The following is a 15,599-nucleotide window of genomic DNA, read 5'->3' as shown; positions in this document are numbered from 1 at the left end:
CGCGCTCTTCTCCCGCCGCTCCCTGACCCAGCCTTCCTTCACCACCTGGCGGCCGCGGCCCAGAGCGAGGGATTCGGCGGGGACATCGTCAGTGATGGTGGAGCCGGCGCCCACGTACGCGCCGCGCCCGATGCGCACCGGCGCCACCAGCGTCGAGTCGCTGCCGATGAAGGCGCCGTCGTCGATCACGGTTGCGTGCTTGTCCTTGCCGTCGAAGTTGCAGGTGATGGTGCCGGCCCCGACGTTCACCTCGTCGCCGATCAGCGCGTCCCCGAGATACGTCAGGTGGTTGGCCTTCGAGCCCCGCCCCATGCGCGTCTTCTTGGTCTCCACGAAATTGCCCACGTGCGCCCCGGCGCCGATGTCGCTTCCCGGGCGCAGCCGCGAGAACGGCCCGATGAGCGCCCCCGGCTCCACCCGCGCCTGGTCCAGCACGCAGTTCGCCCGGATCTCGACCCGGTCGCCGATCTCGCAGTTCTCGATGATGGTGTACGACCGGATGCGGCACTCCCCGCCGATCTTCGACGCTCCCAGCACCTGCACGAACGGCTCGATCACGGTGTCGGGCGCGATCTCGACGTCGCTGTCGATGACGCAGGTCTCCGGCTTGTAGATGGTGACGCCCTCGGCCATCAGCTGGTAGCACTTGGCCATGCGCAGGTGCTGGTCGATCATCGAGAGCTCCAGGCGCGTGTTGCTGCCCAGCACCTCCTCGGCATTCATCGCCGGCAGCGCCACTACCTTCTGCTTGTCGCGCACCAGCAGGCGCGCCATGTCCGTCAGGTAGTACTCCTTGTGGGCGTTGTCGGTCTTGAGCTTGTGGATGCGCGCGAACAGCGGCTTGCTCTCGAAGGCATAGATGCCGGAATTGATCTCCCGCAGCTTGCGCTGCTTTGGCGTCAGCGCCTTCTGCTCCACGATGGCCGCAACCTCCGCGCCCTTCTCGTTCTTGCGCACGACCCGGCCGTAGCCGTGCGGGTTCTCGACCTCGGCCGTCAGGATGGTCATCGCCGCTTTCTGCGCGCGGTGGAAGTCGCGCAGCCGCTCGATGGTCCCCGCCCAGATCAGCGGCACGTCGCCCGACAGCACCAGGAAGCGGTCGTACTTCGCCAGCGCGTCGCGCGCCACCATGATGGCGTGTCCCGTCCCCCGCTGCTCCGCCTGCAGCACAAAGTTGACGCCGGTCGCGCCCACCCGCTCGCGCACCAGGTCGGCTTCGTGGCCGATGATGACGTAGATGTCTTCCGCCGCCACCACTTTCTTCGCGGAGGCGATCACGTGCTCCAGCATCGGCTTGCCGCCGACCTCGTGCAGCACCTTGGGGAATCGGGACTTCAGGCGGGTGCCTTTGCCGGCCGCCATGATGGCGATGGCGAACTTACCGACACTGACCTTGCGAGTGCGTTTTGATTTCGGCACAGGGTTCCTGGACTGCGATAGACGATCAGTTCCGCGGCCTATGTTAGCGCGCTGCGCACCCGTCCGGTAGTCAGATCAGTGGGGCGGGTGCCCCGGCCTTTCTCTTCGCACCATTCCCCACTGCGGGTGCCCCGTCCTTTGCGCCGTGGGGTTGGGCGCAAAGGGCGGGAGAATATCACTGCGCGAATTGGGCAGTTTGAGCTAGGCTCCGGCGCATGTCCAAAGGACTCCGGCGCTACTACGGGACGCGGCATCTGCACTTCATCACCTGCAGTTGTTACCGTCGTCAGCGGCTGCTCGGCAGCGCCGGCCGGCGCAATGGCGGTGGAGCAGTTATCGATATTACGCATTCGGTGAAACCGGGCCGGTGAAGCTGAATACCTGGAAGATGGAGTTGCGCCGGATCGCGGGTTGAGGCAGCATCGTTGCCCGCCCTTTGTCGCGCAAGGGGCGGCGCGCCAAAAGACGGGGCACCCACGGCAGTGATGATGCGAACAGGAAAGCGTGGGCCACCCACGGCAGTGATGATGCGAACAGGAAAGCGTGGGCCACCCGCCTACCCGCACGGCTGTGCGACATCTCATTTGTCTGGGCGACCGCCGAATTTACTACCCTTGATTAGCTCTTCAACCTGCTCCGCGACTGGCAATGAGATTGATTGGATGAGGTAGCAATCGAGATTACTTCTTCTGATGATCAAGTGGTCCCTTTCGGCTGATTCTACTTTTTGCCCAATGGCCACGAATCGAGTGCCAATCACATGCCCGCTTTCGTCCTTGTTCTGCGCCTTGCTTATGACCCTGTGCGCGAGCTTCAGCCACTCTTTAGTTTGGCGCTCGGCGTCCTGAGCGGAGCGAAAATGTATGTAATGTATTTCCGCCTTGGTACCATCCGGAGCTGCATAGATTCGGAAGCTCCCGCGATGCCCTGCGCGCGTAAACTCCTCGCCGATGGTTATCAACTTCAGCTTCTCCGCGGGAGACCGCGATGCAGCATCGTCAGAAGGTCCATCCTGAGCGGCCCTCGCTTGTACGAGGAGCAAGGTCGCAGTTAAGAACAACACGCAACACTCTCGAAGTCGAGTCACAATGTCGCTCTCCTGCTATTCCCAATCCATGTCTTTCTCGCGTCCTACCGCTTTCAGGTAGGCGGGTGGCCCAGGTAACTCAGGGTGGCCCAGACGAGCCGGTTTTGCTCGTCTGGGAACGGGCTCAAGCTGCCGCACCGAAGAAAGTTACGAGCTCAGCGCACTACGTTAACGCGCTGCGCACCGCTTCGGAAGCGCTTGCCTGGGGACCCAGCGTGCCCGCGGCCAGGTCGAGCAGGGTGCGGGCCACGCGCTCGGTGGCGTGGCGGGCCACCGGCCCTTCCTCCAGGAAGTCGCCCATCACGGTACGCACGCCCAGGGCCTCGATGGCTTCCACGTCGCCCACGATTTGCGACGCGCCCTCCAGCGCGTACTTGGCCTTCAGATGATCGGAGAGGTAAGCGTCGTTGACCAGGGCATAGTCAAAGACCATTTGCGGCGCATGCTCGCGGATCGCCTTGATGTGCTCGGATGCAGTCAGCCCCAGGCTCTCGTTGGCCTGGGTCATCAGGTTGCACACGAAAACTTTGACCGCACGCGAGCGGGCGATGGCCTCGGGGATGGCGCGCACCAGCATGTTCGTCACCAGGCTGGTGAACAGCGAGCCCGGCCCGACGGTGATCAGGTCGGCGCGCTCGATGGCGGCGATGGCTTCCGGTAGCGGCTGCGCATCGGCCGGCGCCAGGCGCAGCTCGGCGATGCGCCCCTCGCTGGCGGTGATGTTGGTCTCGCCGTGCACCCGCGTGCCGTCGGTCATCAGGGCTTCGAGCTGTACATTAGCGGTGGTCGCCGGGTAGATGTGGCCGCGCGAGGCCAGCACGCCCGCCGAGAGCTTGACCGCTTCCGCGAAGTCGCCGGTGACCGCGGCCATGGCGGTCAGGAACAGGTTGCCGAAGCTGTGGCCCTCCAGCCCCGAGCCGCTGCCGCCAGGGAAGCGGTACTGAAAGAGCTTGGAGAGCAGAGTCTCGTCTTCCGCCACCGCCACCATGCAGTTGCGGATGTCGCCCGGCGGCAGGATGTTGAACTCCTTGCGCAGCCGGCCGCTGGAGCCGCCGTCGTCGGTCACCGTCACGATGGCGCTCAGGTCGGTGATGTACGCGCCTTGCGCTGGCACCACGCCCGGCGCGGGCACGTACTTCTTCAGCCCCTTGAGCAGCGTGGAAAGCCCGGTGCCGCCGCCCAGAGCGACCAGACGAAAGCCCTGTGCTGCGTCGCGGGCCGGTGGCTGAGTTGGAGCCATGCTTGGATTCTACCGCTTCCAGGAAGGCGTGGCAGGAGGGGCCTCGGCGCCGGGTTCGGGGTAGAGCAGCTCGGTGAAGCGGGGATCGTCGGCCAGGTTCTGGAAATCGGTGTCGTTGCGGGCGTGGATGCGATGCGCGGGATTCAGGCGGATCGCCTGGTCCAGATGGCGCAGCGAGTCCTCCACCCGTCCTTGCAGGCAGTCGAGCACCGCCAGGCCGTAGATGGCGTAGTCGGCCTTCGAGTTCTGCTTGAGGATCTTCTCCAGGTGGGCGCGGGCGTCGTCGTAGTTGCCCTGGTTCATCAGGGCGACCGCGTAATCGTAGTGTTCTTCCGAGGTCTTGAAGCTGGTGCTGCCCCGCGCCAGTTGCTGATTGCAGGTACTCAGATGCACCGCCGCCCGGTCCGCCAGCTCCCGGCTCTGGCCCTCCACCACCTTCTGCAAGAGCCCCTTTGCCCGCTCGAATTTCCGCTCCTGCATCGCCTTCAACCCCGCCTGATAGTTATCCACTGCTTGTGAATATCTGGGGTCGTCGGCGAGGGAGGGTTTGCGCTGGGGTTCGCGGCGGGCCGCGGCGGCGCGCGGGGATTTCCTGGCAACAGGCTTTGTTTTCTTCGGCTTGGAAGCCGAACGTTTAACCTTTCCTGGGGCTTTCTTTTTCATCCGGTTGTAACCTTTGCCGGGTGGGTGGAGCGGGGCCTCGCCGGGCCTGTGGAAATCCTAGTTTTGGCGGACCACGAAAAACGGTCTCGACCCGAGGTGCGCGGCTTTTATACGCGCAACTTGGTTGGCCGTCAACCCAGAGCGCAGTGCACCATTCTTGATGCAGCGCGCCGAGGCGGAGGCTAGTTGATATCCAGGGCTTGCTGCAGGTCGATGCTCTCCCACTCGTTGCGCTGGATGCCTTCGCGGATCTGGGCGGGAGACTTCTTGGCCTTGGTCATCTTGTAGGCGTAGAAGACTTCCTTCATGCAGGTGGCACAGTGGGCGCCGTGGTCGCCGGCGAAGCAGCTATGCAGGCTGGTGTGGCCGACGCTGCGGTCGCAGTGGCAATAACACGGCTGCTGGTAGAGGACGCTGGGAATGCGCGCCGCCAGCTTGTAGGCGTGGGCCTGGAAGGCGTATTTGAGTCCGACGTCCTGCAACGCTTTTCCGGCGAGGATGGGAGGCAGCTTCTCGCCCTTTTTGGGGGGAGCGTCGTGGAAGGCGGGCACGTCGAGGAACTGTGCCGAGGTGGTGATGGCCAGCAGGCAAACGGCGGCCAGAGTGAGAAGACGCTTGAGCCCCAGATCCATGCTCTTCATTCTATCCGAGTGAAGTCTTGCTGCCCAGAGAAGCAAAAGCGGCTGGCCTGGGCCACCCGCTTTACCTGGTCTACTCGCCACGGCAAGGCCCGGCAAATCGGGGGTGAGCCAGCGCCTCCTTGAAGAACCCTGCGATGGCAATGGGGTGTTATGACTCGATTGCATGATGATCAGCCAGAGTCTTGTCTAGCAGAAGCCATGCGAGAATCATTAACGATAGGCCGCCCAACAATAGTCCATTCCACATATAGACCTTCGCGGCTTGAGACAGTAAGTCTTGAATCGGCCGCGCAACCAGAAGGCAGAAGATGGTGGCGAGATAAGCAAGCGCGTTGTTTCGAAAGAACAGAGTCATGATGAAGATGATGGCGGCAAATGAGACAACGCTGTATATCCAGACGATAAGAAACTCGCGAACCGAATGAGCGTGAGCAGGGCCCAGCGCGATCAGCAAGAGCAACAACGCCAACCAGAACCACCAAGTCCGACGAGACCAGCCGGAGCGGAATGCGGCTATAGCCAGCCCCACCACTGTAGTAGTCACAACGGAGCCAAGGACCGCCGAAAGCAAAGCGTCCAAAGCCGGCGACCAAGTGTTGAGGTAGCTGGCGTCCAGATCGAATCGGGGAGGAAAGTAAGCCGGCACGAACGAAGTCCACACAGCGCTGAGTTTGCTCAATGCAGCGGCCATGGCCACGCCTAGAATGACAGCCGCCGCGGCGTCCTTGCCCCAATCGCTCATCTCCGAACGCCGTAGAAGGGACTGTGCTTCCGGGTACAGACTCAACGCCAGCGCCACCAGGACCCAAACCGCCAGACCACTCAAAACCGGCACGAGCACGAGAGCGATACCGGTTTGAAGCCAGAACGTGGCAAGTGGAATGGAGGTGGAGTAAGACTGTTCGATGGTGGGAAAAGCATTGAGTTCAGAGAGAAGGACAATGGTGGTCACAGCGGCTCCCACACCGGCCGCAGCGCGCCACGGTAGCCGGTTGCGACGCACCTGCGACACGAAAAGAAAAACCATTCTGGTGGCAACGAGTATGACCAGCAACGCGCCGGCAACGCTGAGGGCAGAGTTGACAAGGCCGGTTGTTCGTTGGCGCCGTTCCCATTCCTCCGGCAGCTTGAATCGATCCGATACGCTAACGACCTCACTGCCCGCGATGTCCACCTCGGCGAGGTATTGGGCGTCGGCAACGTTTCGGGGATCCCCTTGCTTCGCTTGCCAGACAAAGTGGTAGTCGGTGCGAGCCTTGCGCTTCTCTGCGCGCGAATCCTTCAACTCGAACTCGGAAACCCGATAGCCGTGATCCACGAGCGCTCTCTCCGCAAGCGAACGAGCATCACTCGCCTCCAGTGATGCCCCAGGGGAATCCTCGTCGAGAGACTGGCGATGATCCACAAACCCGGCGTTGGATGCATCGAAGAAGACGTGGTGTTCATGGATCTCCAGCGGGCGGAAGTAACGAACCTCCCAGCCGAGCATTTGCGTGGCCCTTCGATAGACCTGATCAGCATTCTTGACGGAGACGTGCTCGACCAGGTATCGGACGGCCAGGGGATCGACATTGTTGAAGAGCCGGACGACGTGGTGATATTTCGCGGGGTCGACCCCTCGAGTCCGCAGAAAGGCGTCCGCAGCTCGGAGGGCGTCTTGAGCCGTCATCCTGACCTTGACTTCCTCGCCGAAACGATAAACGGGGACAAAGGCCACCGCAATGAAGGCGACGGTAAGAAGGCCGGCTAGTCGCAGGCGCCCTCGACTGAAGGATCGGTAAGTGGCGGCCGGTGTGGGGGTCTGCAGCTCCGCCAAGCGCGGCAGTGGCGAGGTGTTCTGCGCATTGGTGAGTGCCTCCTCGCCCTCGAATGTTCCGGTCCGGAGATAGCAGATCAACGCCACGGTCAACGGTATGAGCATGATCCCGGCGGTGATCGCGCCCGAGGTCATGAGATAGTGGTTGGGCGAGCGAAGCAGGAGAAACGCCGAATAGAGGGCGTCTACGGAATAGTGCCAGATCAGGGTCGCCAAGATCCCAAAGCGCAACATCACGAAGCCAATCACAATGCCGCCCAACCCGACTTCGATCCCGCGAATAAAGAACGGCTCGTTGGGATACGCGGAATGAAGGAATCCCCAACTGAAGGCCGCCAGGATGATCGCAACCGGAATCGAGCGCACAAACTTGGCGAGAAAGGGCACAGCAAATGCCCGGAACTGCATCTCCTCTGAGACCGCAGGGAAGAATCCCATGAAAAGCACTGCTATCCACGGAATCCGAGTATTGAGTTGGTTGGTGAACGGAATATCAGATGGAGCCCAGGCGCCAAGCTTGTTGGCGTAAAAGTAGAAGATCGTTTGATAGGCGAAGAAAAAAAACGCCAACGTGAGCCCGATCACGTTGCTCATGAAAAATGATCTTGTGCGAAGGCCTTTCCAGCTAAAGTACCGTCGCAGCGCAATCACGTGGGGAAATGAGTGGCGATACTCCGGCTCGGCGGCTGCTACGAGGAAAAAGATGACAACGGCTACGCCCAAGGCGGCCAAAGTGCTGCCAGTGAAGTAATTGACTACGAAGCTGGAATAAGAATCTGTGGTGCGATACGAAGATTCCGCAAGCGGAAAATCGTTGAGTCGGCTGAGAAAATAGAGGATCGCCCCCGCGAGAGCGAAACCGAGGGAGGTCCGAACCGGTACGTCATGGTCCCGCAGGCGCAGAACCAACATGACCACCATCGCAATGCTAAGGAGGTAGAAAAATACTTCACCGACCAGCTGCGCTGATTCGTTGCGGGACCTGAGCTTTTCGTAGGCACGGCTCCAATCCTCAGGAATCTTAACGAATTCCGAATACCCGGTGACGTCATCTCCGCTGACCGAGACTGAGATGCGCAGACTTCCTGCGCCTAAGGGAACGCTCTTCTGTTTCCAGGTGAAGGCATGATCCGTGCGGGCGGGCCTCCTGTTGCTTTGGGACTCGAGAAGCTCCAGGCCGCCCAGATCCCGTTTCATGGTCTGAGTCAAGAACGCTTCTGCGATGGCGCGAGCGCCAGCAGCGTCGAGGCTCTTCCCAGCCCGGCCTTCCGGAATCACGTGGCTGAAGCGAATAAGCTGGCCTGTCGGAGCCACATCGACGGCAAACTCCTCTTGCTGTTGCGGTTTGAACCAGCGATGCGACCAACGCCAGAGGTGAACCGGGCCTACGGTCAATTCATTCAAGCGCTCCAGCCCCAGCGTCCTCTCCAGGTAGAGCTTGGCGTAGTCGTCATAGCTGAAGACCACGGTATGGCGATAGTGGTCGATGGCCAATCCGCGGCCGGACAGGAACGCTTGAGCAATGGACGCGGAATCCTCGCGATTCACGCGCAAATCAAGACTAGCCTCGGGGAAGGTTTGGCGGAAATACCTCAGAGTGATGACGAGCGACACGACGGCGACGGCAAGGGCGATCCCGATGACTCTGTAATGCGCAGAGGTTAGCTTGACCGGCATGCCGCCTCAATAATCGAAACGGAAGGATATACACCCAAGGTTGCGACTGACAAATACGTGCCGGAACCATACGGTTTCGGCTCAGTCCCGGCATTCGGTTGCTAATCAGTTCCGCCGTTTTGACCTTGAAGTGTGGGTGGCCCATCCTTTCACGGGCAGTACAGGACTGGCATTGCCCGTAGCAAACATATGCGGGTAGTATGGGCTACTGGGCCACTCGCGGGGAATTTGTGGCCGCTACTTTGGGGGTGGGGGAGCATCTAAGACTCCGGATATAATGACGGTCGTGACGGATTCCCCGCAAACACCGGAGCGGCGGCGATTCATTTCGTTGCTGCACGCCTGGATGCGCGACCTGGTGATCTCGGTCGCCATCTCGGTGTTCATCATCATGTTCCTCTACCAGCCGGTGAAGGTGGAGGGCACCAGCATGCTGCCCGGGCTGGAAGACCAGGAGCGGATCTTCATCAACAAGTTCGTGTACCGGCTGGAGCCGATCGAGCGGGGCGACGTGGTGGTGTTCCGCTATCCGCGGGACCCGGCCAAGAGCTACATCAAGCGGGTGGTGGGGCTGGCGGGGGACCACATCCGCATCGTCGCGGGGCGGGTGTTCCTGAACGGCAAGCCGATCGACGAGCGCTACGTGCCGCGCGACTTCTACGACGCGCGCTCCTATCCCGAGGTGATGGTGCCGCCGCACGCCTACTTCGTGCTGGGCGACCATCGCAGCATGTCGAACGACAGCCGGGAGTTCGGGCCGGTGGACGAGCAGTTCATCTACGGCAAGGCGGTGTTCGTGTACTGGCCGGTGGACAAGCTGGGAGTGCTGCGGTAAAAGCAGGTCCCTCACGGCTAAAGCCGTTCGGGATGACACTGATTTCTGGGTTTTCTGGTAAAATCCAAAAAATCCACTCCTCGGAGACCCGATGCAAGCGATCCTTGCGCTGGAAGACGGGAAGATCTTCCGCGGCAAAGGTTACGGCGCCAAAGGCGAATGCTACGGGGAAGTAGTTTTTAATACCTCCATCACCGGCTACCAGGAAATCTTCACCGACCCGTCCTACTGCGGGCAGATCGTCGTCCTCACCAATCCTGAAATAGGGAACTACGGCACCAATCCCGACGATGACGAGTCCACGCGGCCGTACATCGAGGGGCTGGTGGTGCGCGAGTTCTCGCGGGTGAGCTCGAACTGGCGCTCGCAGGAGGTGGCGGAAGAGTACCTGGAGAAGTACAAGATCCCGGTCATCGCCGACATCGACACGCGGGCGCTGGTGCGGCACCTGCGCGACCACGGGTGCAAGCGGGGCGTGATCTCGTCGCTGGAGACCGACGCGGAGAAACTGATCGCCAAGGCGCGGTCTATCCCCGAGATGGCGGGCTGCGACCTGGCCAAGGTGGTCTCGACCAAGCAGCGCTACCTGTGGGAGCTGGGCGAGCGCTCGCACGAGCCGACCCAGGTCGTAGGCGTGAAGGACGAGCCGGCGCGCTTCCACGTGGTGGCCTACGACTTCGGGATCAAGCACAACATCCTGAGAAAGCTGGCGAGCGAGCAGTGCCGGGTGACGGTGGTGCCGGCGGAGACCTCGGCGGAAGACGTGCTGGCGCTCAATCCCAACGGCATCTTCCTGTCGAACGGGCCGGGGGATCCCGAGCCCTGCACTTACGCGCAAGAAAACATCCGGCGGCTGATGGGGCGCAAGCCGATCTTCGGCATCTGCCTGGGACACCAGCTGATCGGGCTGGCGCTGGGCGGGAAGACCTACAAGCTGAAGTTCGGACATCACGGCGGCAACCATCCGGTGAAGCAGCTCGAGACCGGGAAAGTAGAGATCACGGCGCACAATCACAACTTCGCGGTGGACCCGGAATCGCTGCCGGAGAGCGAGGTCATCAAGACGCACATCGACCTGAATGACTCAACGCTGGAGGGCCTGCGACACCGCAACCTGCCGCTGTTCTCGGTGCAATACCATCCCGAGGCGAGCCCCGGGCCGCACGACTCGCATTATCTGTTCAAGGATTTCGTGAAGATGATGGAGGAGTTCAGGAGTTAGAAGCAGGTCCCTCACGGCTAAAGCCGTTCGGGATGACACTGGGGAAAGGGAGGAGTTTAGAGGGTGAGGACAATGCACATTGCCGCCCTGGTCGCATTGATGTGCATTGTTGTTCCCAGGAGCTTCGCCGAGAAGAAGTTCAAGAGGCTGGAAGATTTCCCCAAGGTCTGCGGGGTAGATGTGGACCGCGATGCCGATGGTGTGTTTGCCAAGTTGCCGGGGAGGCCTTGGCAACAGTTCCCCGGGGTGAAGACAGTCCCCAAGCAGTCCCGCGACCAGATGGCGCAGTACTGGCATGGGGAGCATGGCAGCCTGGTGCAGATGGCGGCGCGGGACAAATCATTCACGCGCTATCACGAATATTGCTTCGCTGAGGACGGCAGGCTGACCCGGCTGACCTATGAGACGCGCGCTGCGGAAGGCTGGGGGTACGCCACGACCGGAGCGGTGAATGAGGCGGGGCGGCTGGTGCCGGCGTCATCGCGGTTCTTTGGGGTGCGGACCAACCGGACCATCCCGCGCCCGCCCGAGGCTGAGGAAGCTCCCTGGGTGCTGCATCCGAAGATCTACAAGCGGCTGGAAAAACTCCCGTTCGCCAAACTGATCGCAGAGCAGAAGAAGGAAGATGCCCAAGCGCACTGACATGAAGTGGTTAGCCATCAGTATCTTTGCTGTGCTAGCGAGCACTTCGTCTGTGTTTGGTTGCACCTACTCAAGCTCAGACCTGCCGGTGCGGCATGATTTTTCTGTAGAGGTGAAGAATGGGGCGACTGCGTTAGAGGGATTGACTATCGAAGTCGCGAAAATTTCCGATAAGAAATCGGATTCTATCGTGGCGTCAAGTGTGACGAATGCAAGTGGGGTCGCTGGCTTCGCTAATCTCCGCAAGGGCAGATATTACGTAATCATTAAACACCCATGGCTGCGACATAGTATTGCTGTGAAGGTTGTTTCAGCAACAGACCCGGGAGCGCACGACACGATATCTCTCGATTGGCCTGGAAACGTCCTTACGACACGCGATTTTGTCGGGCGAATACTCGCGCCGCGTAAGACCGAAAGCGCCGTGTGGGATATCGCACGCCCGGACTGGCAGCTACTTTCTTCGACAGTCCTCTTTGTCGAAGATGCAATAACGAGCCAAGTCCTAAGAATCTATAAGACCAATGACAGTGGAGAATTTCGATTGGAACTTCCTCCGGGGCTTTACGTCGTTCGGTTCGGGCAAAGCGACAAATTCCGAATACCAGAAGGCGCGTTTGCGGTTGAAGTCGATCCCGCATCACGAACTCTTGTGCTGAACGTCAAGCTCACAAGTATGTGTGGTGGCCTTTATGCCGTGCGAGCAGATAACTAACCATGCCCAAGCGCACTGACATCGCGAAGGTCCTGATCATCGGCTCCGGGCCGATCGTGATCGGGCAGTCGGCGGAATTCGACTACTCGGGCACACAGGCGTGCAAGGCGCTGAAGGCCGAGGGCTACGAGGTGGTGCTGGCGAATTCGAATCCGGCCACCATCATGACCGACCCCGAGTTCGCCGACCGCACCTACATCGAGCCGCTGACCAAGGAATACCTGGAAGAGATCATCCGCATCGAGTCGGAGATGTCGGGCGGGCGGGGCTTCGCGCTGCTGCCCACGGTGGGCGGACAGACGGCGCTGAACCTCGCGGTGGAGCTGGCGGACGGCGGGGTGCTGGAGAAGTACAACGTCGAGCTGATCGGGGCCAAGCTGGAGGCCATCAAGAAGGCGGAAGACCGCCTGCTGTTCAAGGACGCGATCGCCAAGATCGGGCTGGACGTGCCCAAGTCAGCGCTGGTGAACAACCTGAAAGACGGCATGGAGTTCAGCGGCAAGATCGGGTTCCCGGTGATCATCCGGCCGTCATTCACGCTGGGCGGGACGGGCGGCGGCATCGCCTACAACCGCGAGGAGCTGCTGGAGATCCTGGCGCGCGGCCTCGACCTCTCGCCGGTGCACGAAGTGCTGATCGAAGAGTCGGTGCTGGGCTGGAAGGAATACGAGCTGGAGGTGATGCGCGACCTGGCGGACAACGTCATCATCATCTGCTCGATCGAGAACTTCGACCCCATGGGGGTGCACACCGGCGACTCGATCACGGTGGCGCCGGCGCAGACGCTGACCGACCGCGAGTACCAGGCGATGCGCGACGCCGCCATCGCCATCATCCGGGAGATCGGGGTCGAGACGGGGGGCTCGAACATCCAGTTCGCGGTGCACCCGCACACCGGGCGGATGGTGGTGATCGAGATGAACCCGCGGGTGTCGCGCTCGTCGGCGCTGGCCTCGAAGGCCACCGGGTTCCCCATCGCCAAGATCGCGGCGCGGCTGGCGGTGGGCTACACGCTGGACGAGATCCCCAACGACATCACCAAGAAGACGCCGGCCTGCTTCGAGCCGACGCTCGACTACGTGGTGGTGAAGATCCCCAAATGGCAGTTTGAGAAGTTTCCCGGGGCCGATGAGAGCCTGGGGCCGCAGATGAAGTCGGTGGGCGAGGCGATGGCCATCGGGCGGACCTTCAAGGAGGCGCTGCTCAAGGGCATCCGCTCGCTGGAGACGGGGAAGAAGCCGGGGTCGGAGAAGATCGAGCCGCGCATCCTGACGCAGCGACTGGTGACGCCGCATCCGGAGCGGCTGGCCTACCTGCGCTATGCGCTGCGCCAGGGGCACACGGTGAAAGAGCTGGCCAAGATGACCTCCATCGATCCCTGGTTCCTCTACCAGCTCAAGGAGACCGTGGAGATGCTGCTGGAGGTGGAGAAACACCCCATCAGTTCGGCGCCCGCCGAGGTGGTGCGCGAGGCCAAGCGCATGGGAGTGTCGGACGCACGGCTGGCGGAGTCGTGGCGGCTGCGCAACGGACACGGAGCGAGCGAGAAGGTGCGGCACCTGCGGCGCAAGCACGGCATCAAGCCGGTGTACAAGCAGGTGGACACCTGCGCCGCCGAATTCGAGAGCTACACGCCCTATCTCTACTCGACCTACGAGGAGGAGAGCGAGGCGCCGCCGACGCAGAGGAAGAAGGTCATCATCCTGGGGGCGGGGCCGAACCGCATCGGGCAGGGGATCGAATTCGATTACTGCTGCTGCCACGCCTCGTTCGCGCTGCACGACGACGGCTACGAGACCATCATGGTGAACTGCAACCCGGAGACGGTCTCGACCGACTACGACACCAGCGACCGGCTCTACTTCGAGCCGCTGACCCTGGAAGACGTGCTGGCGGTGTACGAGCACGAGGCAGCGTCGGGCGCGGCGATCGGGGTGATCGTGCAGTTCGGCGGGCAGACGCCACTGAACCTGGCGCTGCCGCTTAAAGCGGCGGGCGTGCCCATCATCGGGACGTCGCCAGAGTCCATCGACCTGGCGGAAGACCGCAAGCGCTTCGGCAAGCTGATCGAGGAACTCGGGATCCCGCAGCCCCAGGGCGGGACGGCGGCGTCGGTGGAGGAAGCGGTGGCGGCCGCGAACCAGGTCGGATATCCGGTGCTACTGCGGCCGAGCTACGTGCTGGGCGGACGGGCGATGGCCATCGTGTACGACGACGAGTCGGTGGTGCGCTACATGAAGGAGGCGGTGGAGTACTCGCAGGAGCGGCCGGTGCTGATCGACCACTTCCTCGAAGCCGCCACCGAGGTGGACGTGGACTGCCTGTCGGACGGCGAGGATTGCGTGATCGCGGGCATCATGCAGCACATCGAGGAGGCCGGGATCCACTCCGGCGACTCGTCGTGCGTGCTGCCGGCGGTGGACATCCCCGAGCCGATCATGGCCACCATGCGGGAGCACACCTTCAAGCTGGCGCGGGCGCTGCAGGTGGTGGGGCTGATGAACATCCAGTTCGCCATCCAGAAGGACACGGTGTACGTGCTGGAGGTGAACCCGCGGGCCTCGCGGACGGTGCCCTACGTCTCGAAGGCCACGGGCGTTCCGCTGGCGAAGATCGCGGCGCGGCTGATGACCGGGCGCAAGCTGCGCGAGTTCCTGCCGGAGAACGTGGAGCGGGCCGCCGACCTGGGGACGGGGAATTGCTACTACGTGAAGTCGCCGGTCTTCCCGTGGTCGAAGTTCCCGGGCGTGGACACGGTGCTGGGGCCGGAGATGAAGTCCACGGGCGAAGTGATGGGCGTGGCCGACAACTTCGGCGGAGCCTTCTACAAGGCGCAACTGGCGGCGGGGCAGACGCTGCCCACCGCGGGCTGCGTGTTCATCAGCGTCAACGACCAGGAGAAGCCGCACGCGCCGGAGATCGCGCAGCGTTTCCTCGACCTGGGATTCAAGCTGGTCGCCACCCACGGCACGGCGGCGGTGCTGGAGCGGGCGAAGATCGTCTGCGACCGGGTGTACAAGGTGAAGGAAGGGCGGCCGAACGTGGTGGACCTGATCAAGGGCGACCGCATCCAGCTGGTGATCAACGCGCCGCACGGGCCGGACCCGTACTTCGACGAGAAGGCGATCCGACGGGCGGCGGTCACCCATCACATCCCCACCATCACCACGCTGGCCGCGGCGCGGGCGGCGGCCGACGGCATCGCCGCGCTGCAACGCGGGGAGATCACGGTGCGGGCATTGCAGCAACTCCACGCGGAGCGCAGCGCGGCGACGCGCTAGCATAGGAGGCAGGTCGCAGGAAGCAGGTCGCAGGTCTTTGGTCCCTGCATCCTGCCACCTGCCGCCAGCCTCCTGTTCCAGGCCTCCTTTCTATCCAGTTGGCTTCTTGATATCCCGCTCAATCAGACTGAGGAATTCCTCGCGGGAGAGGGTCTCGTGCGTGCCGAACCATTTGACGATGGCTTCCAACGCCCCCGTCGCGGGCGGGCGTGGGGTGGGAGGAACGATGGGAACGACCTTGGGAGGAGAAGCGGCTGCCACCCCGGACAGGATGGCGATGAGGCGCTTCAGCCCCTCCATCTGCTGGGGTGCGGTCTCGACGAAGGCGATGCCCATGCCGAACCCCGGATGGTGGGAGCGC

The 15,599-nt window shown here is 62.2% G+C and carries 12 protein-coding genes; 5 read left to right on the top strand and 7 right to left on the bottom strand.

Going from position 1 to position 15,599, the window contains the following annotated elements:
• The 6 genes from glmU to VMS96_09700 all read right to left on the bottom strand — a co-directional run.
• Positions 1–1,419, bottom strand: a 1,419-nt coding sequence (gene glmU / locus VMS96_09725) for a bifunctional UDP-N-acetylglucosamine diphosphorylase/glucosamine-1-phosphate N-acetyltransferase GlmU (GenBank protein ID HVP43703.1), incomplete at its 3' end; no start/stop codon positions are given.
• A gap of 580 nt (positions 1,420–1,999) precedes the next feature.
• Complete coding sequence (locus VMS96_09720) at positions 2,000–2,380, bottom strand: hypothetical protein (protein ID HVP43702.1); 381 nt, start codon at positions 2,378–2,380, stop codon at positions 2,000–2,002.
• Positions 2,381–2,669: 289 nt separating this feature from the next.
• Complete coding sequence (locus VMS96_09715; protein ID HVP43701.1) at positions 2,670–3,746, bottom strand: gluconeogenesis factor YvcK family protein; 1,077 nt, start codon at positions 3,744–3,746, stop codon at positions 2,670–2,672.
• 9 nt (positions 3,747–3,755) lie between these two features.
• The gene (locus VMS96_09710; GenBank protein ID HVP43700.1) at positions 3,756–4,256 is read right to left on the bottom strand and encodes a tetratricopeptide repeat protein; all 501 of its coding nucleotides are present in this window, start codon (positions 4,254–4,256) and stop codon (positions 3,756–3,758) included.
• A gap of 335 nt (positions 4,257–4,591) precedes the next feature.
• The gene (locus VMS96_09705) at positions 4,592–5,050 is read right to left on the bottom strand and encodes a CYCXC family (seleno)protein (GenBank protein HVP43699.1); all 459 of its coding nucleotides are present in this window, start codon (positions 5,048–5,050) and stop codon (positions 4,592–4,594) included.
• A 148-nt stretch (positions 5,051–5,198) separates the two neighbouring features.
• Complete coding sequence (locus tag VMS96_09700) at positions 5,199–8,543, bottom strand: CPBP family intramembrane glutamic endopeptidase (GenBank protein ID HVP43698.1); 3,345 nt, start codon at positions 8,541–8,543, stop codon at positions 5,199–5,201.
• Between the two features lie 277 nt (positions 8,544–8,820).
• On the opposite strand from VMS96_09700, the gene lepB reads away from it, so the two are divergent.
• The 5 genes from lepB (at position 8,821) to carB (ending at position 15,238) form a co-directional block, all read left to right on the top strand.
• Positions 8,821–9,378 carry a signal peptidase I gene (lepB, locus tag VMS96_09695; GenBank protein HVP43697.1) on the top strand — a complete coding sequence of 186 codons (558 nt, stop codon included), beginning with the start codon at positions 8,821–8,823 and terminating at the stop codon, positions 9,376–9,378.
• Between the two features lie 91 nt (positions 9,379–9,469).
• A complete protein-coding gene (carA, locus tag VMS96_09690) occupies positions 9,470–10,600 on the top strand; it encodes a glutamine-hydrolyzing carbamoyl-phosphate synthase small subunit (protein HVP43696.1) in 1,131 nt (376 codons plus the stop codon).
• A 72-nt stretch (positions 10,601–10,672) separates the two neighbouring features.
• Positions 10,673–11,242: a hypothetical protein gene (locus tag VMS96_09685; GenBank protein ID HVP43695.1), complete on the top strand. Its 570-nt coding sequence runs from the start codon at positions 10,673–10,675 to the stop codon at positions 11,240–11,242.
• Positions 11,226–11,957 carry a hypothetical protein gene (locus tag VMS96_09680; GenBank protein HVP43694.1) on the top strand — a complete coding sequence of 244 codons (732 nt, stop codon included), beginning with the start codon at positions 11,226–11,228 and terminating at the stop codon, positions 11,955–11,957. The genes VMS96_09685 and VMS96_09680 overlap by 17 nt, the downstream gene beginning before the upstream one ends.
• 2 nt (positions 11,958–11,959) lie before the next feature.
• Positions 11,960–15,238, top strand: coding sequence for a carbamoyl-phosphate synthase large subunit (gene carB / locus VMS96_09675; GenBank protein HVP43693.1), 3,279 nt, complete (start codon positions 11,960–11,962; stop codon positions 15,236–15,238).
• 90 nt (positions 15,239–15,328) lie between these two features.
• Here the strand turns inward: carB and VMS96_09670 are convergent.
• Positions 15,329–15,599 (bottom strand): hypothetical protein (locus tag VMS96_09670; GenBank protein HVP43692.1); only part of this gene is annotated, 271 nt, incomplete at its 5' end.

Source organism: Terriglobales bacterium, assembly GCA_035543055.1.
In the GTDB taxonomy this organism is placed as follows: Bacteria; Acidobacteriota; Terriglobia; order Terriglobales; family Acidobacteriaceae; genus JAIQFD01.
The sequence above is the reverse complement of the archived record's forward strand: the minus strand, read 5'-3'. Positions and strand labels throughout refer to the sequence as shown.